Origin of the sequence: Glycomyces tenuis DSM 44171, from assembly GCF_000427885.1 — a bacterium.
In the GTDB taxonomy this organism is placed as follows: Bacteria; Actinomycetota; Actinomycetes; order Mycobacteriales; family Micromonosporaceae; genus Glycomyces; species Glycomyces tenuis.
In genome coordinates, this window is record NZ_ATYW01000009.1 from 153,338 (window position 1) to 178,208 (window position 24,871).

Annotated in this window: 23 protein-coding genes and 1 pseudogene; 12 read left to right on the forward strand and 12 right to left on the reverse strand. The window is 72.8% G+C overall.

All coding sequences use genetic code 11. The features are described from left to right. Nucleotides 1–140 precede the first annotated feature (140 nt). Nucleotides 141–302, reverse strand: coding sequence for a hypothetical protein (locus tag YWW_RS35955; protein WP_155830154.1), 162 nt, complete (start codon nucleotides 300–302; stop codon nucleotides 141–143). A gap of 199 nt (nucleotides 303–501) precedes the next feature. Between YWW_RS35955 and YWW_RS0112350 the strand changes: the two genes are divergently transcribed. Further along, nucleotides 502–1,353, forward strand: coding sequence for an arylamine N-acetyltransferase family protein (locus YWW_RS0112350; protein ID WP_026930363.1), 852 nt, complete (start codon nucleotides 502–504; stop codon nucleotides 1,351–1,353). 49 nt (nucleotides 1,354–1,402) lie between these two features. Here YWW_RS0112350 and YWW_RS0112355 read toward each other — a convergent pair whose 3' ends face one another. Continuing rightward, nucleotides 1,403–1,900, reverse strand: a complete 498-nt coding sequence (locus YWW_RS0112355) for a hypothetical protein (protein WP_026930364.1) — start codon at nucleotides 1,898–1,900, stop codon at nucleotides 1,403–1,405. Between the two features lie 220 nt (nucleotides 1,901–2,120). Between YWW_RS0112355 and YWW_RS0112360 the strand changes: the two genes are divergently transcribed. Further along, on the forward strand, nucleotides 2,121–2,555 hold the full coding sequence (locus YWW_RS0112360) for a universal stress protein (RefSeq protein WP_051325720.1): 435 nt from the start codon (nucleotides 2,121–2,123) through the stop codon (nucleotides 2,553–2,555). A gap of 57 nt (nucleotides 2,556–2,612) precedes the next feature. Here the strand turns inward: YWW_RS0112360 and YWW_RS34085 are convergent, their stop codons facing one another. Beyond that, nucleotides 2,613–3,503: a phosphotransferase gene (locus YWW_RS34085; protein ID WP_051325721.1), complete on the reverse strand. Its 891-nt coding sequence runs from the start codon at nucleotides 3,501–3,503 to the stop codon at nucleotides 2,613–2,615. A 31-nt stretch (nucleotides 3,504–3,534) separates the two neighbouring features. Then, nucleotides 3,535–3,921 (reverse strand): annotated as a pseudogene (locus tag YWW_RS38240) (arginase family protein); the annotation flags it as partial. Nucleotides 3,922–3,999: 78 nt separating this feature from the next. Between YWW_RS38240 and YWW_RS0112370 the strand changes: the two are divergent. From YWW_RS0112370 to YWW_RS0112380, 3 genes are all read left to right on the forward strand, one after another. Then, nucleotides 4,000–4,854, forward strand: coding sequence for a class I SAM-dependent methyltransferase (locus YWW_RS0112370; RefSeq protein WP_026930366.1), 855 nt, complete (start codon nucleotides 4,000–4,002; stop codon nucleotides 4,852–4,854). A gap of 62 nt (nucleotides 4,855–4,916) precedes the next feature. After that, a complete protein-coding gene (locus YWW_RS34090; protein ID WP_155830155.1) occupies nucleotides 4,917–8,207 on the forward strand; it encodes a DUF4132 domain-containing protein in 3,291 nt (1,096 codons plus the stop codon). Nucleotides 8,208–8,425: 218 nt separating this feature from the next. Beyond that, nucleotides 8,426–11,005, forward strand: a complete 2,580-nt coding sequence (locus YWW_RS0112380) for a family 78 glycoside hydrolase catalytic domain (protein ID WP_026930367.1) — start codon at nucleotides 8,426–8,428, stop codon at nucleotides 11,003–11,005. A 24-nt stretch (nucleotides 11,006–11,029) separates the two neighbouring features. On the opposite strand, the gene YWW_RS0112385 is transcribed toward YWW_RS0112380, so the two are convergent. After that, a complete protein-coding gene (locus YWW_RS0112385) occupies nucleotides 11,030–11,746 on the reverse strand; it encodes a response regulator transcription factor (RefSeq protein ID WP_051325723.1) in 717 nt (238 codons plus the stop codon). Then, nucleotides 11,739–13,175 carry a sensor histidine kinase gene (locus YWW_RS0112390; RefSeq protein ID WP_051325724.1) on the reverse strand — a complete coding sequence of 479 codons (1,437 nt, stop codon included), beginning with the start codon at nucleotides 13,173–13,175 and terminating at the stop codon, nucleotides 11,739–11,741. The genes YWW_RS0112385 and YWW_RS0112390 overlap by 8 nt, the downstream gene beginning before the upstream one ends. A gap of 108 nt (nucleotides 13,176–13,283) precedes the next feature. Here YWW_RS0112390 and YWW_RS0112395 point away from each other — a divergent pair, with 108 nt between their 5' ends. The 3 genes from YWW_RS0112395 (at nucleotide 13,284) to YWW_RS0112405 (ending at nucleotide 15,349) form a co-directional block, all read left to right on the forward strand. After that, complete coding sequence (locus YWW_RS0112395; RefSeq protein ID WP_051325725.1) at nucleotides 13,284–13,889, forward strand: DedA family protein; 606 nt, start codon at nucleotides 13,284–13,286, stop codon at nucleotides 13,887–13,889. After that, a complete protein-coding gene (locus tag YWW_RS0112400; RefSeq protein WP_026930371.1) occupies nucleotides 13,886–14,440 on the forward strand; it encodes a CDP-alcohol phosphatidyltransferase family protein in 555 nt (184 codons plus the stop codon). Before YWW_RS0112395 ends, YWW_RS0112400 begins: the two co-directional genes overlap by 4 nt. Nucleotides 14,441–14,602: 162 nt before the next feature. Beyond that, nucleotides 14,603–15,349 (forward strand): DedA family protein, encoded by a 747-nt coding sequence (locus YWW_RS0112405; protein ID WP_026930372.1) that lies wholly within the window; start codon nucleotides 14,603–14,605, stop codon nucleotides 15,347–15,349. On the opposite strand, the gene YWW_RS30020 is transcribed toward YWW_RS0112405, so the two are convergent. Beyond that, a complete protein-coding gene (locus YWW_RS30020) occupies nucleotides 15,271–15,918 on the reverse strand; it encodes a TetR/AcrR family transcriptional regulator (protein ID WP_051325726.1) in 648 nt (215 codons plus the stop codon). The genes YWW_RS0112405 and YWW_RS30020 overlap by 79 nt on opposite strands. 59 nt (nucleotides 15,919–15,977) lie before the next feature. Between YWW_RS30020 and YWW_RS0112415 the strand changes: the two genes are divergently transcribed. Then, nucleotides 15,978–16,430 (forward strand): nuclear transport factor 2 family protein, encoded by a 453-nt coding sequence (locus YWW_RS0112415; protein WP_026930373.1) that lies wholly within the window; start codon nucleotides 15,978–15,980, stop codon nucleotides 16,428–16,430. 69 nt (nucleotides 16,431–16,499) lie between these two features. On the opposite strand, the gene YWW_RS0112420 is transcribed toward YWW_RS0112415, so the two are convergent. After that, the gene (locus YWW_RS0112420; protein ID WP_026930374.1) at nucleotides 16,500–17,678 is read right to left on the reverse strand and encodes an ROK family protein; all 1,179 of its coding nucleotides are present in this window, start codon (nucleotides 17,676–17,678) and stop codon (nucleotides 16,500–16,502) included. A gap of 242 nt (nucleotides 17,679–17,920) precedes the next feature. On the opposite strand from YWW_RS0112420, the gene YWW_RS0112425 reads away from it, so the two are divergent. After that, the gene (locus YWW_RS0112425) at nucleotides 17,921–18,958 is read left to right on the forward strand and encodes a glycoside hydrolase family 5 protein (RefSeq protein WP_026930375.1); all 1,038 of its coding nucleotides are present in this window, start codon (nucleotides 17,921–17,923) and stop codon (nucleotides 18,956–18,958) included. A 263-nt stretch (nucleotides 18,959–19,221) separates the two neighbouring features. Here the strand turns inward: YWW_RS0112425 and YWW_RS30025 are convergent, their stop codons facing one another. Next, nucleotides 19,222–20,097 carry an SDR family NAD(P)-dependent oxidoreductase gene (locus YWW_RS30025; RefSeq protein ID WP_211228535.1) on the reverse strand — a complete coding sequence of 292 codons (876 nt, stop codon included), beginning with the start codon at nucleotides 20,095–20,097 and terminating at the stop codon, nucleotides 19,222–19,224. A gap of 102 nt (nucleotides 20,098–20,199) precedes the next feature. Between YWW_RS30025 and YWW_RS0112435 the strand changes: the two genes are divergently transcribed. Further along, nucleotides 20,200–20,781 carry a TetR/AcrR family transcriptional regulator gene (locus YWW_RS0112435; protein WP_211228536.1) on the forward strand — a complete coding sequence of 194 codons (582 nt, stop codon included), beginning with the start codon at nucleotides 20,200–20,202 and terminating at the stop codon, nucleotides 20,779–20,781. Nucleotides 20,782–20,785: 4 nt separating this feature from the next. On the opposite strand, the gene YWW_RS0112440 is transcribed toward YWW_RS0112435, so the two are convergent. Both YWW_RS0112440 and YWW_RS30030 read right to left on the reverse strand, forming a co-directional pair. After that, entirely contained in the window at nucleotides 20,786–21,523 is a 738-nt protein-coding gene (locus tag YWW_RS0112440; RefSeq protein ID WP_035699912.1) for an SDR family oxidoreductase, read from the reverse strand. 124 nt (nucleotides 21,524–21,647) lie between these two features. Continuing rightward, nucleotides 21,648–23,975, reverse strand: coding sequence for a M28 family peptidase (locus YWW_RS30030; protein ID WP_051325727.1), 2,328 nt, complete (start codon nucleotides 23,973–23,975; stop codon nucleotides 21,648–21,650). Nucleotides 23,976–24,117: 142 nt separating this feature from the next. On the opposite strand from YWW_RS30030, the gene YWW_RS0112450 reads away from it, so the two are divergent. Further along, nucleotides 24,118–24,339 carry a hypothetical protein gene (locus YWW_RS0112450; RefSeq protein WP_026930378.1) on the forward strand — a complete coding sequence of 74 codons (222 nt, stop codon included), beginning with the start codon at nucleotides 24,118–24,120 and terminating at the stop codon, nucleotides 24,337–24,339. A gap of 68 nt (nucleotides 24,340–24,407) precedes the next feature. Here YWW_RS0112450 and YWW_RS0112455 read toward each other — a convergent pair whose 3' ends face one another. After that, nucleotides 24,408–24,839: a hypothetical protein gene (locus YWW_RS0112455; RefSeq protein WP_026930379.1), complete on the reverse strand. Its 432-nt coding sequence runs from the start codon at nucleotides 24,837–24,839 to the stop codon at nucleotides 24,408–24,410. Nucleotides 24,840–24,871 lie beyond the last annotated feature (32 nt).

The following is a 24,871-nucleotide window of genomic DNA, read 5'->3' on the forward strand; positions in this document are numbered from 1 at the left end:
TCCGTGCTTGGCGAGCGAGGAGTGCGCCTCCCGCTCACGAAGCGGGTGCGGCTTTCGCCCGCGACGGATACGGCTTCTCGAACCTCATGGAAGGGCGCGGGGCCGCTCCGAACCGGTGCGGTGCCGCGCCCAGCGCCCCGTCAGCTCCAGCAGGCGGGGTGACCGGGGTTGCCGCAGACCTGGACCTCGAAGTCCGCGCTGGTGGTGGCCTGCGCCGGGGCGGCGGCCAGCATGAGCACGGCAGCGGCCGCGGCGGCCGCCACGGCGGCAGCGCGGCCGAGGTACCTGAATGATTTGGACATGTGTCCTCCTCTGAGTCGGGATTCCGGTGACACCGCTCGGGCGATGAGCGAGCGGTGATCTCCAGATTGGATCGCGCCCGCACGGAAACGGCACGGATCCGCCACGTCCTGAGCGAGACCGTCGACTCGCCCCGGCCCCACGGCCCCGAAGTGGCGCCGGAGGCGGAATACGAGTCGTGGCGGGGATGTTGTCCTCCACATGTGGAACAGCGAGGAACTCGACCTCGGCGCCTATCTCGCCTTCCTGAAGTACGAGGGCGACCGTCTCCCCACCATGGAGACGCTGCGAGCCCTGCAACGCGCGCACGTGCTGACCGTGCGGTGGGGCACGCTCGACAGCTTCCTGCACCGTGAGGTGCGGCTCGACCTGCCTTCGGTGCAGGACAAGCTGGTGCGCCGCGGCCGGGGCGGCTACTGCTTCGAGCACGTCCTGCTCTTCGCCGCCGTCTTGGAGAAGCTCGGCTTCCACTTCACCGCCGTCTCGGGCCGGGTGCAGCTCGGCGCGGACTCCCGCAGGCCGCGCCCGGCGACGCACGCGATGCTGCTCGTGGAGCTGGACGGCACGCGCTGGCTGAGCGACGTCGGTTTCGGCGCCAGCCCCTTGGAGCCCATCGAGCTGGCGGACGGCGCCCGGAGCGAAGCGGGCCCGTGGCCGTACCTGCTGCGGTGGCAGGAGATCACCCACGGATCGCCGGGCTGGGCCGTGCATCAGATCGGCGACGGACCGGAAGGGCCGGAAGGCTGGACGGTGCGGCAGGTCTTCACCGAGAACCCGCAGTACCCCGTCGATTTCGCGGTCGGGAACCACTTCGTGGCCTCGAACGACCACTCCCCGTTCGTCATCCGCCCGTACGTCCAGCGGCTGCGCCCCGACCGGCTCGACGCGCTCGACGCGCTCACGTGGACGACCGAGTACCCGGGCCGGGCCCCGACGAAGGAGACCGTCCGGCCGCACCAGGTGCCCAAGCTGCTCGACGAGGTTTTCGGAATCCGCACGGACCCCGAGGAAGCCGAGCTGCTGGCGAGTCGGCTGGCAGACCTGACGACCTAGCGCCGAAGATGCCCGCTCGGGAGCCGGACGGCGTCGCGGTCGCGCCGACTCAGCGGGCGTCGCGCTTGGCCTGGCGGCGCGCTCCCTTGGCCATGCTGGAGGCGCGGCGTTTCCGCGTCGCGGGGGAGGGGGCCTTGGCTCGTGGCGCGGTGGCCGGTCGGGTCCGCCGCTCAGGTGCGGCAGGCCGTGGAGGCGCGGTGTTCCTCGCCTTGCGGACGGCGTCGAGGCGCAGGTTCTTGAGCTCTGTGGCGCTGCGGCGGGCCGCCTGCGCCAGAGCCCTGCTCACCCTGGCGAGCGCGTCCTCGAACACCTCGGCCTTCTGCGCGTTGCGCAGGTTCTTCGGTCTGGCCTTGCCGCGGCCGCCGTGCTCGACCACCTTCGCGCCGCCCTCGCGACGGTAGAGGCCGACGTACTTGTTCCGGGCGCGCCGCACACGGTCGTGCAGGTGCGCCAGCGCGTCCTCGTCGAGTTCGACCAGCCGTTCCCTCTCGGTCTCGCGGACCAAGGACAACTCGTTCTCGTTGAGTGAGTTGAGCAGTGCCTTCATATGGAGAGCCCCCGTTTCGGTGCGTCGGCCGAGCCGGACGAGGCGAGGCCGACTCATCTGAGCATCGTAAACGCAGACCCGCTCTCGACCTGACGGTTTTCGGATTCGCCGCCGATCACTCGGCGGGTCGGACGACCACCCCGCACATTCGGGAATTCGACCACGAACGCCGCGTCCTGGGCGAGACTGAAGAGAGCTTGCCCGGGAAAGGATGATGGTGATGCCGCAAAAGCAGCAGCAGGTCGTGGTCGGCATCGACGGCTCGGAGCCCGCGGTGCGGGCACTGCGATGGGCATTGGGATACGCCGAGCAGACGGGCGCGAGGATCGAGGCCGTCCATGCCTGGCAGATCCCGGCCATGTACGGCACGGCGGTGGCGGCCGTGCCCAGCGGGGAATTCCGCTCCGCGGCCGAGCGAGTGCTCAGAGAAACGGTCGACGAGGCTCTCGGCGAGCACGGCGGCCTCGACGTCGAACGCGTGACGGAGATGGGACATCCGTCGAAGGTCCTGGTCGAACACTCCGAGGGAGCGGACCTGCTGGTGGTCGGCAGCCGCGGCCGCGGCGGCCTCGTCGGCACCCTGATCGGCTCGGTGAGCCTGCACTGCGTCACCCGTGCCGCCTGCCCGGTGGTGGTGGTCCGAGCCGAGGACTGAGGCCGCGGAAGCCGACTGCCCGGGCGTCAAGGCCGAACCGCCGCTGCGGCGCTCGGTTCACAGGGCGGCGCCGCGAAGATCCCGGAAAGCGCGCGCTTCCGCGGCGGTGTAGTCGTCGTCGGGCGCTCCCGGCCCCCGTGCGGTCCGGTTGCGGCAGATCTCCACTCGCAGCCCCTCGCGGATCAAGGGGACGAGGTCGGCCCGGTCGACCCTTCGCCTGCCGGTTCGGGCGTAGGCGTCGAGGAAGCCCCCGGCTCGTTCGAGCATGATGGCGTTGCCGGCCGGGTTCTTCGACAGCTCCCATGCCGCCCAGGCGAGTTCGCGTTCGGGATGGTCCACCCGCAACTCGTCCCAATCGATCAGCCCCGCGATGGCGCCGTCCCGGCAGATCAGGTTTCTGCGATAGAAGTCCCCGTGCACCGCCAAGGGCTTCGACCGCGCTCGCCGCTCCCAGGCGAGCAGCGCCGCGTCGAGCGCCGGATCGCTCAGGTCCTCCCAGTGAGCGCACCGCTCGCACCGCGGAACCGGAAGCGGCCGTCGCCCGCCGAGGTTCAGCTCCTCGGCCGCCGAGTGGAGCCGCGCCAGCAGTTCGGCGGCCTGCCGACGAGCCCTCGGCTCGTCACGGTCGAGCTGCGCCCCCTCGATCCAAGGCCATACCGAGACCGGTCGGCCCTTCCACACCGCGACCGTCCGGTGATCGGCGCCCCTGAGCGGGGCCACCGCCTCGGGGACCGCGGCGGCGAAGCGCTCGACGACTCGGTACACCCACTCCAGGTCGCTCGCCGACCTGGTCTCCGGGCTGACGCGGACGGCGAATCCGCCGTCCCGCGAGACCTTCCAGATCTCGCATTCGTCGCCCAGGCCCCGGACCGGTGCCGCCCGCCCGGCCGACAGGCCGTAACGCTCCTCGAGGAGCGCCACCAGCGACTCGTTCATCCGCCCGGCCATCACGACACTCTACTGACCGACGAGTCTCCGGTGTGTACAGGTCCGAGCCGCCGTCGACGTAGAGCAGCGCCGGCCGAACACCGCTTCGGACGAAGCCCGCGACCACGCCGACGGTGATCGAGCAGTCGCCGCCGACGACCACCGGCGTCTGGCCGGCCTCCAGGATCCGCGCCACCCCGGACGCGGTCTGCTCGGCGACCTCGGCCACGACGGCGGCGTGCTTGCCGTCGGGACGCTCGTGGTCGGGCCGCCAGCGAAACGCCATCACGTCCCCGTGGTCCTCGGCCCCGCCGGGCAGCAGCTCGACCAGGCCTGCCGCGCGGATCGCCGCCGGGCCCTTCTCCAGTCCCGGTGTGTGCGCCCCCGCGCTCGACGGCACACCGAGCAGTCCCCATCGAACATTCATGACGGTCATCATCACACCGCTCCCCGACAGGTCTCCCTACGGCCGCGGAGATCCGGAGCCCGGCTCCGGCCGTTTGAGTAGAGTGTCGCTGTGGCGAATGAAACGATGCGACAGAACTGGACGGACGGGGCGGCCGGGTGGGTGGCGAACGAGGCGATCCTCGACGCCGTGTTCGCGCCGGTGACGGCGGCGATCCTCGAACAGGCCGCTCCGGTGGCCGGGCGGCGGTTGCTCGACGTCGGCTGCGGGACCGGGACGCTGCTCGCGAAGAGCGCCGCGGCGGGCGCCGAGGTCGTCGGCGTGGACATCTCCGAGGGCATGGCCGCGGCCGCACGCCGCCGCGTGCCCGAGGCGACCGTCCTCATCGCCGACGCGCAGACCGAAGACCTCCTCGCCGAGACCTCCGGGGCGCCGTTCGACCGGGTCGTCTCGCGCTTCGGCGTCATGTTCTTCGAGGACCCCGAGGCCGCGTTCGCGAACGTCCGCTCCGCTGCCGCGCCCGGCGCCCGGCTCGTGTTCGCCTGCTGGCGAAGCGAAGAGGAGAACCCGATATTCAGCCTCGGCTCGCAGATCCTCATCGACAGGCTCGACCCGCAGCCCGAGCCGTCCGCGCCCGACGCGCCCGGGCCGACCGCGTTCGCCGACGCCGGGCGGACGGCCTCGATGCTGGCCGCCGCCGGGTGGGACTCGGTGAAGGCCGACGCCCTCGATTTCACGTGCGATTACGGGATCGACGGCGGCGACGGTGTCGAGGAGCGGCTCGCCACGATCCTCAACGGCGGCACCGGCCGTCTCGCCAAGGAGCAGCTGCTGCCCCGCCTCGGCGAGGAAGGCTGGGAGTCCCTCGTGGACGAGGTGCGCGCCGAGCTGCGCCGCCACCGCGTCGAGGGCGTCGTCCGCTTCCCCGGCGCGGTCTGGATCGTCACCGCGAGCAACCCCGCCTGAGACCGGGCGTTCGAATCGACGTCCCGGCGGCGCTGTCGTACTGGGTTCTTATGCTCCATGGCGTGAACACGACTGACTATCCCTCCATCGCCGGCGAGGACACCGTCGACATCCCCGAATCCTGGGCCTCCGAGCTCCTCGACCGGCGCGGGCGCGGCACGCCCCGGCCCGTCGAGATCGGCCCCGACGCGGTGCGGGAGCTCCAGAACCGCTTCGCGCGGTACGAGAACGACATCGAACGCGCTCTGGCGCGCCTCGAGGACCCCTCGTACGAGGCGCCGATCAGGGCCGGGATCGCCGGGACCGGCGACCCGCTCGAGGCCGCTCTGGCGGCGCAGCTGCTCTCACGGGCCGCCGCCGGACGGCGCCGCGATGTGGGCGACCCGACCAGGGCCTGGATCGCCGGACGCGGCGTCGGCTTCGCCGCCGAGGCCGTACTCGAACTCGCGGCGCACCTGGTGGTCTGGTACGCCTACCACGGGGGCGACGGCCCGGTGTCCATCCGCACCGTCGATGTCTCGAGCCTTTTCCGCAGCCCCGAGACCGTCCGGTGCATCGAGCCGCTGCGCTCGATCCTCGCCGCCCTCCCCGACGAGGAGTACGAGACGGTCCGGGCCGCCGTCGACCGACGCAGGACCACCGAGGCCCACCGCTTCGCGGCCGCGATGCTCATGCCCGAGCAGGAGGACTGGACGCGCGAGGCCGTAAAGCTGTACGCCGCCTCCCGCAAGCGCTGGTCCGTGACCGACTCGCTGTGGGTCATGGTCTCCAGCGGCGTGCACGTCGAGCTCGCGGACGTCACGAAGCTCGACCGCTACCAGGCCCACAACGGCGGCGTCGCCCGCGTCGTCGATGCGCTTGGAGCCGACGCGCTGCCCATCCTGGTCGCCACCCTCGACGACGACGAGCGGCCGAGCGCCGAGTTCCGCGACGAGGCCTACGACGCCATCGGGCGGCTGCCGTCCGAGGACGCGATCGGGTTCCTCATCGAACGCTCGAGCCTGCCGCAGGCGGCTGCGGCGCTCAAAGCCGCCGCCGCGCGCTTCCCGGTGCGGACCCTGAGGGCCGTCGCGGCGCGCTGGACCACCGCCACCGTGTTCCTCAAGGCGCGCCTGGCGGGGCTCGTCCGCGCGGAGCTGGCCGACCGCATGTCCGAACTGGAGCCGCCGGACCGGTCGGCGATCGAACGGCTGCTCCAGTCGACGCGGCCGGCGCCGCCGGCCGAGACCGCGCCACCGGTGTTCACCACGCCCCCGTGGACGCCGTTCAAACCGTCCGCGAAGAAGACCGCGGCGGACGGCCTCACGCCTCCGCCGGTGGACGAGCTCCGCTGGGCCGAAGACGAACGCCGATCGTGGGCCGAGGGCGTCGGTTCGCCGTACGAGGGGCGCCATTACCTGAAGACCGAGGGCTTCTGGCAGCGGAGCCCCTGGGGCGCCACCATCGCTCCGGGCCACTACTACTTCATGGATATGCTGGCGTGGGCCCCCGACGAGGTGGCCCTGCCCGGTTACGAGCGGTGGGAGGGCGCCGCCGACACCGCCTCGCTCGCGACGGTCCGCGCGATCCTCGCCCGCTACGGCGAGGCCGCCGCGCCGAGGATCCAGGAGCTCATCGCCAAGAAGCCCTCCTGTCGGCCCGCGCTGCTGCCGTTCGTGAACCTCGGCGCCGCCCGCATGGCCGCCGCCTGGGTCTCGCGAAGCCGCACCGACCGCGCGCACGGCCGGGCCTGGCTCGACCGCCACCCCGCCGAGGCCGCCGCGTTCCTCATCCCCGACGCACTGGGCAAGAACGCCAAGGAACGGCAGTCCGCCGAGGGCGCTCTGCGGTACCTCGCCGCCGAACACCGGGAGACGCTCGACAAGGCCGCCGCCGCGTACGGGCCCGGAGCCGCCGAGGCGGTCGCCGCGATCGTCGACGCCGACCCGCTCGACCCGCGGCGGCGCGTCCCCAAGCCCGCCGCGTGGGCCGACCCGGCGATGCTGCCGCCCGTGCTCCTGAGCGACGGGCGCGGCCGGCTGCCCGACGACGCGACGCGGACCCTCATGACCGCGCTCGCGCTCGACGACCCCGATCGCCTGTACCCGGGCGCGGACCTGCTCGCCGCCGAGTGCGACCCGGCCTCGCTGACGGCGTTCTCGTGGGCCCTGTTCGAGCTGTGGGCCGCCGCCGGTTCGCCCACGAAGGACGGCTGGGCGATGGACCAGCTGCGGCGCTTCGCCGACGACGACACGGTGCGCCGCCTGACCGCGCTCATCCGCGAATGGCCCGGCCAAGGCCAGAGCCGCAAGGCCGTTCGGGGCCTGGAGACCCTCGGCCACATCGGCTCCGAGGCCTCGCTGCGCGCCGTCCAGGGCATCGCCGCGAACGGGGAGTTCAAGTCGCTCAAGAAGACCGCGGCCGCGCAGATCGAGGTCATCGCCGAGCGCCTGGAGCTGACGCTCGACCAGCTCGCTGACCGCCTCGTGCCGGATTTCGGGCTCTCCTCGGATGAACCGCTCGTCCTCGACTACGGCCCGCGCTCGTTCACCGTCCGGTTCGACGAGCAGCTGAAGCCCTACCTCGTCGACGAGCGGGGGAAGCGCCGCGCGAGCGCGCCCAAGCCGGCCGCGAAAGACGACCAGGAGCGGGCGCAGGCCGCGCACGAGCGCTTCACGACCCTCCGCAAAGAACTCAAAACCACCGCGGCCGAGCAGGTGAGGCGCCTCGAAGCGGCGATGGTCGACCAGCGGTCGTGGAGCCCGGCGGAATTCGGGCGCCGCCTCGTGGACCACCCGCTGATGTGGCAGCTCGCCCGCAGGCTCGTCTTCCAGGCCACCGCGGGAGCTTCGTCGACGTCGTTCCGGCTCGCGGAGGACCGCACGCTCGCGGACCTGGACGACGAGCTGTTCGAGCTCCCGGAGGACGCGGCCGTGCGCGTGGCGCACCCGCTGTCCCTCGGCGGCGAGCTCGCCGACTGGGCCGAGGTCTTCGCCGACTACGAGATCCTCCAGCCCTTCGAGCAGCTCGCCCGGCCGGTCCTGACGCTCACCGACGAGGAGCGCTCAAGCGGCAGGCTCGCCCGCTTCGAGGGCGCGAAGGTCGGCGCCGGCCCGATCATCGGGCTCCTCAGGCGCGGCTGGCGGTACGGCACCCCGACCGGAAGCCGCTACAGCTACTGCGTCTACCACGAGTTCCCCGAGGGCGGCTGGCTGGTGATCGACCCGAGCCCGGGCGTGCACCCCGGTTACGGCGACGACGGTGACCAGGTCCTCCGCGAGGTCGCGGTCGCCCTTCCCGAGGACGGCGCGGTCGACCCGGTGCGGCTCTCGGAGGCCCTCGCGGTCGTCGCGCGCCTCGCCCGCGCCGTCTAGGGAGGTCGCCCGGCACGGGCGCGCCCGTGCCGGGCGACCTCCCCGGGCCGGTTCGGCTCCGCCGCCAGGAGTCCAGAGCGGTCCCGGCGCGGACGCCGAGGCGGCGTCACGGACATGTTCAAGGACGGCGTTCGCTCGGGCGAGGCCGTCTTCAACCGCCAGATCGCCGCCGGACTCACCTCCGGCGCCGTCAAAGACCGAACCGACCGGGAGCACCGATGCACACGACCGTCCACGCCCTGCGCGCCGAATACCGCACCGACTCGCCGTTCGTCGGCGCGCCCCGCCCGCGCCTGTCCTGGAAGACCGAGACGAGCGCACCGGACTGGATCCAGACCGGAGCCGAGGTCGAATGGAGCCGTCCGGGCGCGACCGCCGTCGCCCGGGTCGAGGGCCGCGACTCCGTCCTCGTCCCCTGGCCGTTCGAGCCGCTGCGCCCGCGCGAGCGCGGCAGCGTGCGCGTGCGCGTGAGCGGCTCCGACGGCGCCGACTCGGCCTGGAGCGAGCCGCTCGAGATCCGGGCCGGGTTCCTCGGCGACGGCGAATGGACCGCCCGCTTCGTCACCGTGCCCGAGCCCCCCGACACCGGCCGGCCGGCGCTGCTGCGCCGCGAGTTCGACGTGCGGCCCGGGCTGCGGGCCGCCACCCTGTACGCCACCGCACGCGGGGTCTACCAGGTCGAGCTCAACGGCGTCGCCGTCGACGACGAACGGCTCAAACCGGGGTGGACGGCCTACCGGCACCGCCTCGTCCACGAGACGACCGACGTCACCGCGCTGCTGCGGCCGGGCCCGGCCGCCCTCGGCGCCGCGCTGGCCGGCGGCTGGTACACCGAGCGGTACGGCTTCCACGGCCACGCCAGGCCGTTCTACGGCGAGCACCCCTCCTTCGCCGCGCAGCTCGTCCTCGAATACGAGGACGGCACGTCCGAGACCGTCGCCACCGGCGACGGCCCCTGGCGGGCCACCGCGGACGGCCCGCTCACCGCCAGCGGCATCTACGCCGGCGAGTCCTACGACGCCCGCCGCGCGCTCCCCGGCTGGTCCTCGCCCGGATTCGACGACACCGGCTGGCTCGACGCGCGGCCCGACCGAGCCCGCGCGACACCGCCGGTCGCCCGCACCGCGCCGCCGGTGCGCGCCACCGAGGAGCTCGCGGTCGAAGAGGTCATCACCACCCCCAGCGGGCGAACCGTCGTCGACTTCGGACAGAACCTGGTCGGCCGCCTCCGCATCCGCGTCTCCGGCCGCGAAGGCGACACCGTCGTCCTCCGCCACGCCGAAGTCCTCGAGCACGGCGAGCTCGGCACCCGCCCGCTGCGCCACGCGAAGGCCACCGACTCCTACACGCTCGCCGGCACCGGCACCGAGACCTGGGAGCCGGCGTTCACCTTCCACGGCTTCCGCTACGCCGAGATCCAGGGCTGGCCCGGCCGGTTCGACCCGAAGGACGTCACCGCCGTCGTCGTCCACTCCGACATGGACCGCACCGGCTGGTTCGACTCCTCGCACGAGTCGATCAACCGCCTGCACGCGAACGTCGTCTGGGGCATGCGGGGCAACTTCCTGTCGATCCCCACCGACTGCCCGCAGCGCGACGAGCGCCTCGGCTGGACCGGCGACATCCAGGCCTTCGCCCCCACGGCCGCCTACCTGTTCGACTGCGACGGATTCCTCGCCTCCTGGCTCGAGGACCTCGCCCTCGAGCAGACCCCGGACGGCGCCGTCCCCTTCGTCGTGCCCGACGTGCTCGACTCGACGCGGACCCCGGCCGCCGCCTGGGGCGACGCGGCCACGGTCGTGCCCTCCGTCCTCCACGAGCGCTTCGCCGACCGCGCCGTGCTCGAACGGCAGTACCCCAGCATGCGCGCCTGGGTCGACCACATCGCCGCCATCGCCGGGCCGCGCCGCCTGTGGGAGGGGCACTTCCAGTTCGGCGACTGGCTCGACCCCGACGCCCCGCCCGACGAGCCGGGCAAGGCCAAGACCGATCCCGACATCGTCGCCAGCGCCTACCTCCACCGCTCGGCCGCGCTCCTGGCCCGCGCCGCGGGCGAACTGGGATCCGCCGAGGACGCCCGCCGCTACGGCGCCCTCGCCGAGGAGGTGCGCGCGGCGTGGACGCGCGAGTACGCCACCGCGGCCGGGCGCCTGGTCTCCGACGCCCCGACCGCGTACGCCCTGGCGATCGTGTTCGAGCTCGTCACCGATCCGGAACTGCGCGCGGCGATGGGCGACCGGCTCGCCTCGCTCGTCCGGCGCGACGGATTCCGGATCGGCACCGGCTTCGTCGGCACGCCGCTCATCCAGGACGCGCTGGTGCGCACCGGCCACGCCGAGACCGCGCGGCGGCTGCTCCTCCAGACCGAGAACCCCTCTTGGCTGTACCCGGTCACCATGGGCGCCACGACCGTCTGGGAGCGCTGGGACAGCATGCTCGAGGACGGCACCGTCAACCCGGGGGAGATGACCTCGTTCAACCACTACGCCTTCGGCGCCATCGCCGACTGGCTCCACCGCGCCGTCGCCGGACTGGCGCCGCTCGAACCGGGCTACCGGCGGATCGCGATCGCGCCGCTGCCGCTGGCGGGGATCGAGTGGGCCGCGACGGAGCACGAGACGCCGTACGGCCGAGCCGCCGTGCGGTGGGAGGCCCGCGACGGGCGCGTCACCGTGCGCGCGACCGTGCCGCCCAACACCACCGCGCATGTCGACCTTCAGGGGATCGACCGCCACGAGGTCGGCAGCGGCGAGCACGGCTGGACGATCGACGACCCGCGCTCGGCGGGAGAGGAGTGACACCGGACCGCCGCGGGGCCGGTCTCAGCGCTCGCCGTCGAGCCCGGCCTCGTAGGCGATGATCGCCGCCTGCACGCGGTTCTCGATGCCGAGCGCGGTGAAGAGCGCGCTGAGGTACTGCTTCACGGTGCCCTCCGACAGGTGCAGCGCCTGCGCGATCTGCGCGTTGGACCGCCCCTTGCCGACCTCGGCGAGCAGCTCGCGCTGCCTGGGCGTGAGCGCCTCGACCGCCGCCCGCGCCCGGGTGGCGCGGTCGGCGCGTTCGCCGGTCTGCCGCCGGAGCAGCCAGCGGCCGACCCGGGGCGAGAACGCGGCGCCTCCGGCGGCGAGGGCGCGCACGCCCGCGATCAGGTGGCGAGGGTCGTCGGACTTCAGGAAGAAGCCGAGCGCGCCGAGCCTGATGGCCTCGGCGATGTAGGCCTCGTCGGAGAAGGTGGTCAGCATGGCCGCCGGCGGGGCGGCCCGCTCCCCGCCCATCCGCTCGAGCGCGCGGATGCCGTCCAGCCGCGGCATCTGTACGTCCAGGAGCACCACGTCGAGCATGCGGTGGCGGACCAGGTCGAGGGCCTCGGCGCCGTCGGCGGCCTCGGCCACGACCTCGATGTCCCCGGCGGTCGCGAGAATGGCGGCGATGCCCGCGCGCACGAGCCGGTCGTCGTCGGCCAGGAGCACCCGCACCGGCCGCTCGGGCGTCGGCGCGGGCCGTTCGCGACCGGGGGAGTCGACGGGAGGCTCAGGCATCGGGCGCGATCGTCTCCTTGGAGACGACCCGCTCGTCCGCGAAGCAGATGCGGAAGACGTCGTCGCGTTCGAAGAAGCTCACAGAGGCCTCATAGTAATGGCACTCCGCGCCCGGCGGTTCGGGGACGAACGATCGCGGGGCGTCGAGCATCTCGACCTGCGGCAGCCGACGCTCGGTCTCGACCCTGTCGTCGCCGACCTCGATGGCGGCGAAGCGATCGGGCGGCAGGACCGACGCGACGGTGGCGTACACGAAGTACCCGACGGTGCTCAGGACGAGGAGCAGGAGCATGGCCGAGGGGACCAGCCAGGCCTGCCGCATCGCCTTGCGGCGCCCCCGCTTGGCGTCGGCGGCCTCCTCGGCGAGGAGGCCCAGGCGCGAGGGCCGCTCGTCGGCCGAGGCCGTCGACGGCATCGCCGTGCGGGGGAGCCGCATGGTGAGGACGAAGTCCTCGTCCCGCTCGGTTTCGAGCGCGCCGCCGAGGATCGCGACCCGGTGCCGCAGCGCGAGCAGGCCGTGGCCGCTCGGAGCGGTCGGCGGCCCGGCAGGCGGCGCCGGATTGCGCATCTGGAGCACCACCAGGTTCCCTTCGAGGCCGATGGCGAGGCGCACCTCCGCGCCCGGGGCGTGCTTGGCGGCGTTGGTCAGCCCTTCCTGGAGGGCCCGGAGCAGCGCGGCGTGCGTGTAGTCGCTGAGGGCGTCCTCGACGCTCGGCTCGACGGTGCCGTGGACGGTGACGCCCGAGGCGCGCGCGCGTTCGATCACGTCGCCGATCCGCAGACCGCTGAGCGAGGCCGTGACGCCCTCGGCGCGTTCGCCGAGGAGGTGGACGGTCTCCCCGAGCTCTTCGGAGGCCGCGGCGGCGTTCTCGCGCATCTGCCGCATCTCGGCCCTGACATGCTCGGGGAGCCGTTCGTCGAGGGAGAGCCGGGAGGCCTGTACGGCGATCAGCGTCAACCGGTGCCCCAGGCCGTCGTGGATCTCACCGGCCATCGCCTCCCGCTCCCGCGACACGGCCTGCTCGATCCGGGCCTCCTGCTCCCGCGCCTCGGCGAAGGCCAGCTCCCAGCCGCGCCGGACGTAGTTCCGCCGGGCGCGCGACAGGGCGACCACCAGCGCGGCCGTGAGGAAGCAGAAGGCGTAGACCATGCCGGTGAAAAGGCCGACGATGGAGTCGGACCACGCGAACTGCCCGACCAGCGTCGCGGTGAGCAGCAACGAGGTCACGGTGACCGTGATCTGCGGCATCGGCACGTCCACGAACGCGATGAGCACACCGGCGGTGGTCACGACGACGGCCAGCGCCACCGGCACCAGGTTCCCCGTCCACAGCGTGGCGAATCCGAGGACGATCCCCACCAGGGCCGCGGCGGCCGTGTGCCCCGCGCGGGCGAGCCAGGTCGTCGGAGGCGGATCGTGGTCGAGCATCCCTCTACGATAGGGAGCGCGGCACGGGACGGACACTGACGAAAGCGAGTGTCCGCACTCGCCTTCGGCACTGCCGGTCGGTACGGTGTCCTCCCTAACGTTGCCGGCATGCTCGCCCAATTCACCCAGCTGCTCGACACCGTCGGCGAATACGGCCCGGCGGTGCTCGCGACCGTCTTCGCCGTCGCCGCCGTGGAGGCGCTCTTCGGCCTCGGCGTGTTCGTGCCGGCCGAGACGGCCCTCGTCTTGGCGGCGGTCGCCCTCGCCGACACGCCGCTGCTGGCCGCCGCGGTGATCGCCGCCGCGGCCGGGGCGTTCGTCGGCGACCACCTCGGCTACGGGATCGGAAGAAAGCTGGGGCCGAGGGCGGCGGAGACCGCCGCGGTGCGAAGGCTCGGCCCTCAGCGCTGGGAGGAGGCGATGCGCTTCGTCCGGCGCCGCGGCGTCGGCCTCATCGTCGTGGCCCGCCTGCTGCCGGGCGTCCGGACACTGGTGTCGGCGGCGGGCGGGGCCGCGCGGCTGCGCTACGCGCGTTTCGCGATCGCCACCGCCATCGCCTCCGTGGCGTGGTCGATGCTCTGGGTCCTCGGCGGTGCCTGGATCGGCTCGGCGCTGCTGCGCCTGGTCGACGACGCGACGGTGCCCGTGCTGGCCGTGGCCGCGGTGCTGACGGTCGGATTCCTCGTCTTCCGACGGACGCGGAGGAGCGCATGAGCGGCGCCGAACCGCGGCTTTGGGCGCGCTCGTCCTGGCGGACCGTCCCCAATCTCGTGACCGCGGCCCGGTTCGCGTTGATCGTGCCGATCACGGCGCTGTTGCTGACCGGCGCGGCGCCGTTCGCGGCCGCGCTGCTCGCGGCGGTCTTCGGCGCGACCGACTGGGTGGACGGCCGGCTCGCCCGCCGACTGGGCCAGGTGAGCCGCGTCGGCGCGGTGCTCGATCCGCTCGCCGACCGCATCGGCATCGGGTGCATCGCCCTCGCCCTGGCGCTTGTCGGCGCCGTGCCGTGGTGGCTCGTCGCCGTCTTCCCCGCGGTCGACCTGCTCCTCGCGGGGGTCTTCGCGGCCCGCGGGCGCAGGCCCGAGGTCAGCCGGATCGGGAAGATCCGCACCGGCGTCGCCGCGGTCGCCATCGTCGTGGCGGTGCTTGGCACGGCGCCGGGCCTCGACGCCGTGTCGACGGCGGGGCGGCTCGGACTCGCGTGCGCCGCGCTGCTCCACCTCCTCGCCGGAGCCGGATACCTGCGCCGGCTGCTCTCCGAGTGAGCACCGCGCCCTCGCCGAGCGGGGAGGGGTGCAGTTTCCTGTACCGCGGCGCTCGGGGAAACTGACACCAGGTGTACAGCCAGCGGTATTTCGCGCGATTGGGAGAAACCATAGCGTTGGCCCCATGAGCCAGCGTTTTCCACTCGACACGGCGGGTCCGGCATGGACCCGGTGACCTTCGTCGGCGAGGTCCTGAGCCGCATCGAGTCCACCGTGGTCTCCCTGGGAGCCTCGCCGTGGCTCCTGCTCGTGGTCCTGCTGCTGTGCTGCGTCGACGGCTTCCTCCCGCCGGTGCCCAGCGAATCGATCGTGATCGCCGTGGCGACCCTGTCGGTCATGGGGGAGGTGCCGCCGCTCTACCTCGTGGCCCTCATTCTGTCGGCGGCGCTCGGCGCGTGGTGGGGGGACCTGATCGCCTACTCCATCGGCTCCCGGGTCCCCTTGGAGCGCCTGCGGCTCTTCCGAGGCCCGCGCGGGAGAGCCGCGCTCGCCAAGGCCGCCGACTCGCTGGACCGGCGCGGCAGCACCATCCTGCTCTCGGGGCGGTTCATCCCGGTCGGGCGGATCGCCCTCAACATGACCGCGGGCGCGGTCGGCCACCCCAGGGAGCGGTTCGTGCCGATCGCGGCCGGGGCCGGTCTGCTGTGGGCCTGCTACTCGACCGTCATGGGCATCGGGGCGGGGCACCTGCTCCGCGACAGCCCGCTGGCGGCCATGGCCCTCGGCGTCGCCGCCGGCGTGCTCATGGGCCTGGTCATCGACAAGCTCATCGGCCGGGCCCGCTCGATGCTCGCCTCCCGGCGGGCCGCTGCGGAGGAGCGGCTTCGCCTTCAGCCCACGTCCGGAGCACCGGAACGCTGCTCGGACACGGCGCCTTCGAGGTCGACGATCGAGCGGTCGCCTCGGTAGCCGAGTGCGTCCAGCGCGGCGTGGACGCTTCGCGCGACGAGGACACTGTCGACCGGGGCGAGGCCGGGCATGACCACGTGCATGATGAGCGGCCCGGTGAGCAGGTCGGCGATCCAGCCGGGGTCCGCCCCCTCGGCGATCTCGCCCCTGGCCGCGGCCCGATCGAGGATCACCTGCGTGTAGGCGCGGCGCGGGCCGAGGTACTCGGCGAGGAAGGACGCCCCGCGCTCGGGGTGGGCGTCGATGTCGGCGAGCCATCCGGCGAAGCCCCGTGTCACCACCGGGTCGGTGAACAGCCGCCGCTGGCGCCGTTGCACTTCGACCAGGTCGCCGACGATGGTGCCGGTGTCGATGTCCTCGTCGGTGCCGTGGCGGGAGGCGAGCAGCCGCGGCACGACGTCGGTGAGGCTTCGGAACCGCCGGTAGAACGCGGGCTTGTTGGTCCCGGCCCGTTCCACCACCTCGTCGATCGTGACACGGGGGTACCCGCGTTCGGTGATCAGCTCCGCGACGGCGCGCAGGATGTCCTGGTCGGTGGAGGGCTTGCGAGGGCGACCGGCATGACTCATAATGTTACCAATAGTAACGTAAATATGAGCGGCGGCGTAGGTCGCGATCGGAGGCAGACGTGTACAAGCGGATCGTCAGGGCCAAGGTGCGTTCGATCTTCGAGAAGATCAACGGCGGTGACTACATGCCGATGGTGGACGGGCTGGCCACCTCGTTCGAGTACCGGTTCCACGGCGACCACGCGCTCGGCGGAAGCCGCACGAGCAGGGACGCCATGGTCCGCTGGTGGGAACGCGCCTTCCGGCTGCTGCCCGGCGCCGTGTTCGACGTCCAAGACGTCGTGGTGAACGGCGGCCCGTGGCGCACCCACGTGGCCGTGCGCTCGCGCGTCTCGGGCGAGCTCCCCGGCGGTGCCCGCTACGAGAACACCGTCTTCCAGTTCCTCACCCTCGTCTGGGGTCGCGTCACCTCGGTCGAGACCATCGAGGACCTCCAGGTTCTCGAACGCGCGCTCCGCGCCGTCGCCGAGGCGGGCCGGCCCGAGGCCCTCGAGGCCCCCATCACCGGCTGAGACCGGAACGCCCGGTGCCGCCACAGCGACATCCACGCCGCGCCCCCGGCCGCCGCCGTTCGCCTCCGCTCACGGCCCGGTCCCGAGGGCCGAGTCCAGGATCCGGTCCTTGAGGTCGTCGTGGGCCGAGTCCAATGCGCCGATCGCGACCGCGTCGCCGTACACCGCCGACGGGATGACCCGCTCGCCGAAATCCTCCGCCCTGTCCCGCACATGGCCGAGCAGGGTCTCGCCGCCCGCGCGGGCGATCTCCCCGGCCAGCACGATCTGCGGCGGATCGAGCAGGCACTTGAGCAGCCGGAGCGCCGCGGCCACCCTGGTGGCGTACTCGTCCAGGAAATCCGACGCCCCTTCCCCGACCGCCGCGGCGAGGACGGCGGGGGCGTCGTCGCCCTCGATCCCGTGTGCGCGCCCCAGCTCGGCGACGGCGGGAGCGCCGAGCCAGTCCTGGAACGTCGGGTCGTCCGCTCCGGTGCGGTCGGGCGAGACCGGGACGTAGCCGAGCTCGCCCGCGGCCCCGTGCAGCCCGGTCAGCAGGCCCCGTTGCAGATCGATGCCGACGCCGAGGCCCTCGCGCCCCAGCCACAGCACGACCAGGCCGCCTGCGGCCTCCGGGTTGCGCCGCTCGGCCACGGTGGCCGCGTTGACGTCGTTGTGGATCTCGATCGCGGCGCCCAGCTCGGCCTCGAGCGAGGTGCGCATGCGCAGCTCCGACAGGCCGGGGATGTCGGCGTGGCCGATGGTGTCGGTGTCGGCGTCGTAGGCCCCCGGGACGGCGATGTGGAGGGTCGCGATCCGGTCCGGGTCGATGCCGGCGACCTCGGAGGTCCGACGCAGCAGGTTCAGCACGGCCCGGTCGGGCGGGACGGCGGTGAAGTCGACGCGCATCGCGGACGAGGCCTTCTCGTGCCCCTTGAGGTCGGCGATGGCCACGGTGATGCCGTCGGGCTCGCGCAGGGTCGCCGCGGCGGCGAAGGCGTAATCGGCGTTGACCGTGTAGACCTCGGCCTTGGGCCCCGCCTGCCTGGCGGTGGTGCGCCCCGCCGTGACCGCCAGCCCTGATTCGAGGAGTCGGGACATGACGTGGGAGGCGGTGGGCTTGGCCAGGCCGGTGAGGCGGCGCAGCTCCACCCGGGTCAGCGTCTCGTTGTCCATCAGGTGGTAGAGCGCGGCCCGCTCGTTGATGGTGCGCAGCAGGTGGGAGGAGCCGGATGGGACCGGGGGAGGAGGTGGGCCGGTGCTCCGCATGGACGTCCTTCTTCCGTTGCGTCTGACGACCGCCGGGCTCGCCCCCGCGCGGTGCCGCGGGATCGGGCGGGCGGCATTGGTCATTGTAGTTGACTGTCGTTCTCGCGGACGGTGACGTGGTGTTCCCACATTTGCGCAGCATAGAAGCAATATTGATCTTGATAGATCTATTGACTTCGACCTCACTCCTCCGTAATGTCGCCAGTGATAGTAAAATTACCTAACCAATAAGGGAGGCTGAGATGACCTCGTCCCCGCGATGGCGACGCCTGCTGGGCCTGTTCGCGGTCCTCGCGGTGTCGGCCGCGCTCTACCCGCTCGGATCCGGCGTCGCCAACAGCGACCCCGCCACTCCGCTCACCCCCACCGCGCAGCACGGACGGCTGCACGTCTGCGGGACGAAGCTGTGCGACGAGGCCGGCGAGCCGGTGCAGCTGCGCGGCATGAGCACCCACGGCCTCCAGTGGTACTCGCAATGCCTCGACGGCGCCTCCCTCGACGCCCTCGCCGGCGACTGGGGCGCCGACATCGTGCGCCTGTCCATGTACATCCAGGAGGACGGCTACGAGACCGACCCCGCCGGCTTCACCGCCAGGATGCACGAGCTCATCGACGCGGCCACCGCCCGAGGGCTGTACGTCATCGTCGACTGGCACATGCTCACCCCCGGCGACCCCCACTACAACCTGGAGCGCGCCCGGACCTTCTTCGACGAGATCGCCCGCGAGCACGGCGACCAGGACAACGTCTTCTACGAGGTCGCCAACGAGCCCAACGGCGTCTCATGGGACCGGATCAAGTCCTACCACGAGCAGATCATCCCGGTGATCAGGCAGCACGACCCCGACGGCGTCATCCTGCTCGGCACCGCCGACTGGTCCTCGTTCGGCCTCTCCGGCGACTCGAGCGAGCAGGAGGTGATCGACGACCCGGTGAACGCCTCGAACATCATGTACACCTTCCACTTCTACGCGGGCACCCACGGCGACCGGTACCTGAACGCGCTCTCGCGGGCGGCCGACCGACTCCCGGTGTTCGTCACCGAGTTCGGCACCCAGAACTCCGCGGGCGAGGGCGCCAACGACTTCGCCATGTCCCAGCGGTACCTCGACCTGATGGAGGACAAGGACGTCAGCTGGGTCAACTGGAACTTCTCCGACGACCACCGCTCCGGCGCGGTCTTCGAGCCGGGCACCTGCCCCGACGGGCCGTACACCGGGACCTCCCGGCTCAAGGAGGCCGGCGTGTGGATCCGCGACCGGATCCTGGAGGGCGGCTGAGTCCCCTTCGGCCGCACCGGCACGCCGCCCCGACCGGGCCGCGCTGGTGCGGTCAGGACTCCAGCGGGCCCAGGTCCGGCTCGGCGACGAAGCGGAGCATCGCCTCGTTGCGGCCCCGCCGCGGCACCGGCCCCGGGACGCACAGCGTGCGGAGCGGCCGCCGCGGCGCGGGCCCTCCGCGAGGGGCGCGGCGGTCCGCGCCGGCGGCCGTCTGAAACGTGCTCGGGGCCGCGGACCGGCGCGGCGGCCGGTCGCCGTGGGCGTCAGAGTGCGGCCGCCTGGCCGACCAGGCGGGCGCTCTCGTCCCAGAGCCGGTCGCAGCGGGCCGGGTCGGTGGTGTGCGGCGCGGTGGCGACGGCCTCGCGTTTGACGAAGAACCGCCCGGTGACGCCCTCGACCTCTGGGGAGGTCGCCAGCCACGTCGGCGTGTCGGCGCCCGCCTCGGGGCCGCCCGGCGAGACCATGAGCTGCGAGACCGCCCCGAAGGCCCGGAGCAGGCCGCGGTTGTGCTCAAGCCCCAGGCGAGTGCCTCGGATGACGCCGGGGTGGGCGCCGTTGACCGTGATCGCGGTGCCTTCGAGTCGGCGGGCGAGGGCGTAGACGAACATGGCGTTCATGTTCTTGGTGCGCGCGTAGGCGAGGAAGGGCCGGAAGCTGCGCACGCTGCCGAGGTCGCGAATGGTGTTCAGCTCCAGGTGCTCGACGTCGATCGGAACCCGTGTGAGCCCCTGCGGCGAGCCGCCGACGACCACGAACCGCGCGGGGCGCCCGCCGATGGGTTCGACCAGGGAGCGCATCAGCAGGTAGGGCGCGAGGTGGTTGACCGCCAGGGTGCGCTGGTGCCCCTCCTCGGTGCGGTCCGCGATGTCGGCGATGACGGCGGCGTTGCTGACCACGACGTCCGGGGGCGGGTCGGCCAGCCGCTCGGCGAGGTCGCGGACGTCGCCGAGCAGCGAGAGGTCGGTGCGTTCCAGCCGCAGCTCGGCGTGCGGCACTTCGGCGAGGATGCGCCGACGTGCCTGTCCGAGCCGTTCCTCGCTGCGGCCGACGAGGGCGACCCGCATCCCCTCCGCTGCGAGCTTTCTGGCGATGGCCTCTCCTATGCCGGAGGTGGCCCCGGTGACTACGGCGTTCCTCATCGGTGGCATGGCTCGGTCCCTTTCGATCGCGAATCGGCTCCTGTTAGGTTGATGCTGTCAACCTAAGCCCGTAGGTTGACGTTGTCAACCATGGGAGGCGTGATGAGCAGCACACGTGAAGCACTGGTGGGAGCGGCCGCCCGGCTCCTGGACGAAGGCGGCGTCGAAGCGGTGACCCTGCGCGACGTGGGCCGCCTGGTGGGGGTCTCGCACAACGCCCCGTACAAGCATTTCGCGGGCAAGGAGACCCTGCTGGCGGCGATCGCGGTGGGGGAGCTCCGCGGGCTCCACGAGCTGACGGCCGAATCGATCCGGCGCGAGCCCTCGCCCCGGGCCGCGCTGCGGACGGTGCTGCACGACTACATCGCTTGGGCGCAGCGGTATCCCGAGCGGTTCAAGCTCGTGTTCAAGCCCTGGACCGTCGATTCGGCGGAACTGGCCGAGGCCGCGACGCTGACGCAGACCGCGTTCGTCGAGCTCGTCGCCTCCGCTCAGGAGGACGGCGCGCTGCCGTCCGGCGACTCGGAACGCCTGGCATCGCTGCTCCGCTCGCTGGCGCACGGGGCCGCCGACCTCGCGCTCGCCGGTCACCTCGCCGACGGCGGCAAGGGCAACGCGTCCCCCGGCCACCTGGTCGACGACCTGCTCGGGTACCTGCGAGTCGCCGCCCGCTCGGCCGCCTGAGGAGTCAGTCCATGTTGTGGCCGCCGTTGACGGTCACCCGTTGGCCGGTGACGAAGCCCGCGGCCTCGGACGCGAGATAGGACACCGCGGCCGCCACGTCGACGGGCCTTCCGATGCGGCCCACCGGGACTTCGGACACATACCCGGACAGGTCGGCCTCGGAGAGCTCGCCGTGGCGCTCCACCGGCACCCAGCCCGGCGCCACCAGGTTGACGGTGATCCCGTCCGCCCCGAGCTCCCTGGCCCAGGAGCGGGTCAGGCCCCACTGGGCGCCCTTCGCCGCGACGTACGCCGAGTGGCCGGGCAGGGCGCGCTCGAACATGTCCGATCCGATCTGGATCACCCGCCCGCTCCCGGCCGCCCGCATGTCCGGCAGCACCGCGCGGAGCAGGAGCGTGGGGCTCTTGACGAAGAACTCCAACTGGTCGAGGTGGTCGCGCCACTCGAGCCGGTCGACGGGCGTCTCGGGCTGCGGGCCGGTGGCGTTCGCGACGAGCACCCCGACCGGCCCCAAGGCCGCTCTGACTCCTTCGGCCAGCTCCCGCACGGCCGCCTCGTCGGTGACGTCGGCCCCGAAGGCCTCGGCGGTCCCGCCCGCCGACCTGATGTCGGCGACCACCTGCTCCGCTCGGGACCTGCCCGCCGCGTAGTTGACGGCCACGGCGAAGCCGTCGGCGGCGAGCCGCCGGGCGATGGCGGCCCCGAGGCCACGGGAGGCTCCCGAAACAAGGGCGACGGTCATGGGCTCCTCCAGAGGCGCGGGGGACGGTGTCGGGAGTCGCGCCGGTCGGCGCCACTCGCCCAGCGAGCCTATGCGACGGCGCCCGCGCCGGTGCGCGCACCGGCCGCCCTCTTGCAGAGCTCTTTCACGCCGTCGCCGCGGCGGCGACGGTCACCGTGTCGGACAGGCGGTCGTTCGAGCGCATCAGCCCCTCGGGCCGCTCGGCGAAGCCGTCGACGCCTTCGAGCCCGTGGGTCTGGTCGAACACGGTGATGTCGAACAGGTGGGCCTGGCCGTACAGGGTGACGGCGAAGCCCTCGGTGGGAAGGTCGTAGAACCAGATCCGGCTCGGGGCGTCGGGATCGGCGGGCGGCTCGATCTCGATGGCGGCGGTCGTGCCGTCCGCGAGCGCGACCTCGGCGCGCTCGGGATCGCCGTAGACGGCCAGCCACATCGTGTCGGCCCCGCGAGGCGAGGACACCCGGAGCGTCTCGGAATCGGCGTAGCGCGAGGTGAACACGGCGCTGGGAGGCTCGACGTCGATCGGGTCCGCCGTGCCGTGGCCGCTGCCCGGCAGGGCGGACTCGTTGTAGGCCCTCGGCAGCCCCGAGTCCTCCATGCCGTCCTCGGTGACGTACCCGGCGGTCCAGACGGATCGGTCCCGGTCGATGGACACCCAGGCGGCCACGCCGGTGTCCGCGTCGATCACATAGGACAGGAACGCCTGGCGCGGGCGCTCGTCGTCGAAGCGGTCGACGGCCAGCCCGGCGCCGATCAGCGCCAGCGCGGTCACCGCGGCCACGGCCGGAACGGCCCCGCCGACCCGCCCCTCGAAGCGGCGGCACATCGTCAGGATCGGCAGCGCGGGGGCGGCGAAGAGGACGATCAGGACCGCCGGGACCGCGGCGAGCTCCATGCCGAAGGCCTCGATGAGGTTCGACGTCCAGCTCAACTGCACGACGGCCGGGACGAGCGCGACCGCGAAGAGCGCGTAGCCGAGCAGCCGCGCCCGCCGCGAGCGCGGCTCCAGGAGCATCGCCGCCAGCAGCCCGACTCCGGCGAAGGCGGGCACGGCGAACACGAACGACACCCCGGGCACGGCGAAAGCGGTGACCAGCCCGAGGACGGCGAGCCACACCGTCGGCGCGAGCGCGGCGGCGGCCTCGCCGAGCAGGCCCCGCACGGCCGCGTACCACGCCGTCAGCGCCGCCAGACCGAAGACCAAGAGCGCCAGGTAATACCAGGTGCGGTCGAACAGCAGCCCGCCGGTGTCGGCGTAGCCGGGACGCACGGCCTGGAGCGCGGGCCACAGCCCCATGGCGGCGACGGCCGCGAGCGCCACCGGGACGGCGAAGGAGACGACGGCGACGGCCAGGCGGGGCAGGCTCAGCAGGCGCCGCGCCCGGGCGAGCGCGGCGGCCGCGGCGACGGCGGCGAGGCCGAGCAGCGCCACGGGGACGTTCCAGCCCTCGCCGTAGTGGACGAGGAGGCCGAAGAAGCCGAAGAAGGTCTGATCGCGATCGGTCTCGAGGTCGGCCAGGTCCATGCCGACGAGTTCGCGGGCCGTGCCGAGGGTGTTCTCGCCGTGGTGCTGGAGACTGGCCGGATCGAGGTGCTCGGTGTCGTCGTACGGCGAGTGGTACCAGGAGGCGCCGCCGATGAACGCGTTGTTGAGGCCCACGTACCCGGCCGCGTGGAAGCGGGTGAAGTCGGTGTCGTTGGGCAGCTGCCGGTACGCCTCGACCGCCGAGGAGTCGCCGTGCGGGTGCGGTGCCGCCTCGGCGAACACGTCGATGAGCGCGGCGTTGTCCGCCGAGGTCTCGAACATCAGCGACGGCCCCGAGACGCCGCGCGCCTCGAGGTTGAACACGACGGTCGGCGCTTCGCCCGCCGGATGGGCCCTGGCGTAGGCCTCGGCCCCGAACAGGCCCATCTCCTCGCCGTCGGTGAGCAGGACGACCAGGTCGTTGCGGTACGGCCCTTCGAGACTCAGGGCCCTGGCGGTCTCGACGAGGGCGGCGACCCCGGAGGCGGCGTCGGCGGCGCCCGGCCCGGACGGCACCGAATCGTAATGCGAGGTCAGCAGGACCGTTCCGGTGGAGTCGGCACCGGGGAGCGTGGCGACGATGTTCTCCACGACGCCGAAGCGGATCAGCCCGTCGATCTCCCCTTCGTCGCGGGCCAGCTCGGTCTGCACCTCGACCTCGAAGCCGAGCGCGACCAGCTCCGCCACCAGGAGCTCGCGCACCCGGTCCTTCGCCGGAGTGCCCATCGGATGCGGCTCGACCGCCATGGCCTCCACGGTCTCCCAGGCCCGCTCGGCGCTGAACTCGGAGGCGGGCGCGTCGGCCGGCGCGGGCTCGGGCGAGGACGAGTCGATCCACCAGTTGGCCACGCCGAGCGCCGTCAGCGCCAGCAGCAGCGCGAGCGCCGTCCAAGGCCGGTTCGGCAGGTTCAGGATGCGGCCGCGCATGATCGTTCCTCCAGCCTCGACGCTGATGGGCGCCCTCACTCTACTGCCGGGTGACGCCGGTCACCGGACCGCCTCGACCGCGCGGCGCCCGGTGACACACGGATGTGGACCATCTGAGGCCGCCCGACGATAGCGTCGCACCATGATCGAGAACAACGACCGCTCGCCGAAACGGCGAGGCACCGCACGATTCGCACGCGTCATCGCCGCCGGTTCGCTGGCGGTCGGCATCGCCGCGGCCGGTTTCGGCGCCCCGGCGCTCGCCGACGGGGACGGCACCCGCGTGACCGGAACCGACCCGGACGGCACCCGGGTCACCGGCACGGACCCGGACGGCACCCGCGTCACCAGCTGGGACTGGTGACCCGAGCGCAGCGCGAACAGGGCGCCCGGTCGGGCATCGTCCGGGCGCCCTGCGGCGTTCGGGCGGCCTCAGCCCATGGCGAGGACGAGCAGCGCGCTGATCCCGATGGCCGCCACGGCGATCAGGACCGCGTCGCCGATCACCACGTGGCGGTGCAGACCCGGTTCGGGCTCGGCCGTTCCGAACGTCAAGGGGCGGGCGAACGGCGCACTGCGTTCGAGCATGCTCGTCATCCCCGGACCGAAGCGGTCCACGGTGAACTCCTCCCCGCGCTCGATCGAGCGGGCGCCGCGCTTCGCGACGCGCCGCACCGTGAAGCCGAAGACGAAGGCGGCCATGCCCAGGAGCCAGAGCGGCGCGTCCTCGTCGACGTTCCCGGTGGCGAGCAGTGCGCAGAAGAGCACCACGCCGACGCAGGCGAGCACGGTGCCGCCCCAGAAGAAGAGCAGCCAGGACCGCTTGCGGGACGGCGGAGTCGATGAGGACGGAGACGATGGCACGGTCGGCCTTTCGAGGCGGTGGGGGCGGATCG

Bases quoted from the DNA above. Each gene is read 5' to 3' on its own strand.
- YWW_RS34085 (WP_051325721.1), bottom strand. From the start codon at position 3,503: ATGGCCGGGCGGATGAACGAGTCGCTGGTGGCGCTCCTCGAGGAGCGT.
- YWW_RS0112400 (WP_026930371.1), top strand. From the start codon at position 13,886: ATGAGCGGCGCCGAACCGCGGCTTTGGGCGCGCTCGTCCTGGCGGACC.
- YWW_RS0112425 (WP_026930375.1), top strand. From the start codon at position 17,921: ATGACCTCGTCCCCGCGATGGCGACGCCTGCTGGGCCTGTTCGCGGTC.
- YWW_RS30025 (WP_211228535.1), bottom strand. From the start codon at position 20,097: ATGAGGAACGCCGTAGTCACCGGGGCCACCTCCGGCATAGGAGAGGCC.
- YWW_RS0112405 (WP_026930372.1), top strand. From the start codon at position 14,603: ATGGACCCGGTGACCTTCGTCGGCGAGGTCCTGAGCCGCATCGAGTCC.
- YWW_RS0112435 (WP_211228536.1), top strand. From the start codon at position 20,200: ATGAGCAGCACACGTGAAGCACTGGTGGGAGCGGCCGCCCGGCTCCTG.
- YWW_RS0112360 (WP_051325720.1), top strand. From the start codon at position 2,121: ATGCCGCAAAAGCAGCAGCAGGTCGTGGTCGGCATCGACGGCTCGGAG.
- YWW_RS0112385 (WP_051325723.1), bottom strand. From the start codon at position 11,746: ATGCCTGAGCCTCCCGTCGACTCCCCCGGTCGCGAACGGCCCGCGCCG.
- YWW_RS0112355 (WP_026930364.1), bottom strand. From the start codon at position 1,900: ATGAAGGCACTGCTCAACTCACTCAACGAGAACGAGTTGTCCTTGGTC.
- YWW_RS30030 (WP_051325727.1), bottom strand. From the start codon at position 23,975: ATGCGCGGCCGCATCCTGAACCTGCCGAACCGGCCTTGGACGGCGCTC.
- YWW_RS30020 (WP_051325726.1), bottom strand. From the start codon at position 15,918: ATGAGTCATGCCGGTCGCCCTCGCAAGCCCTCCACCGACCAGGACATC.
- YWW_RS0112380 (WP_026930367.1), top strand. From the start codon at position 8,426: ATGCACACGACCGTCCACGCCCTGCGCGCCGAATACCGCACCGACTCG.
- YWW_RS0112395 (WP_051325725.1), top strand. From the start codon at position 13,284: ATGCTCGCCCAATTCACCCAGCTGCTCGACACCGTCGGCGAATACGGC.
- YWW_RS0112420 (WP_026930374.1), bottom strand. From the start codon at position 17,678: ATGCGGAGCACCGGCCCACCTCCTCCCCCGGTCCCATCCGGCTCCTCC.
- YWW_RS35955 (WP_155830154.1), bottom strand. From the start codon at position 302: ATGTCCAAATCATTCAGGTACCTCGGCCGCGCTGCCGCCGTGGCGGCC.
- YWW_RS0112350 (WP_026930363.1), top strand. From the start codon at position 502: ATGTGGAACAGCGAGGAACTCGACCTCGGCGCCTATCTCGCCTTCCTG.
- YWW_RS0112450 (WP_026930378.1), top strand. From the start codon at position 24,118: ATGATCGAGAACAACGACCGCTCGCCGAAACGGCGAGGCACCGCACGA.
- YWW_RS0112440 (WP_035699912.1), bottom strand. From the start codon at position 21,523: ATGACCGTCGCCCTTGTTTCGGGAGCCTCCCGTGGCCTCGGGGCCGCC.
- YWW_RS0112390 (WP_051325724.1), bottom strand. From the start codon at position 13,175: ATGCTCGACCACGATCCGCCTCCGACGACCTGGCTCGCCCGCGCGGGG.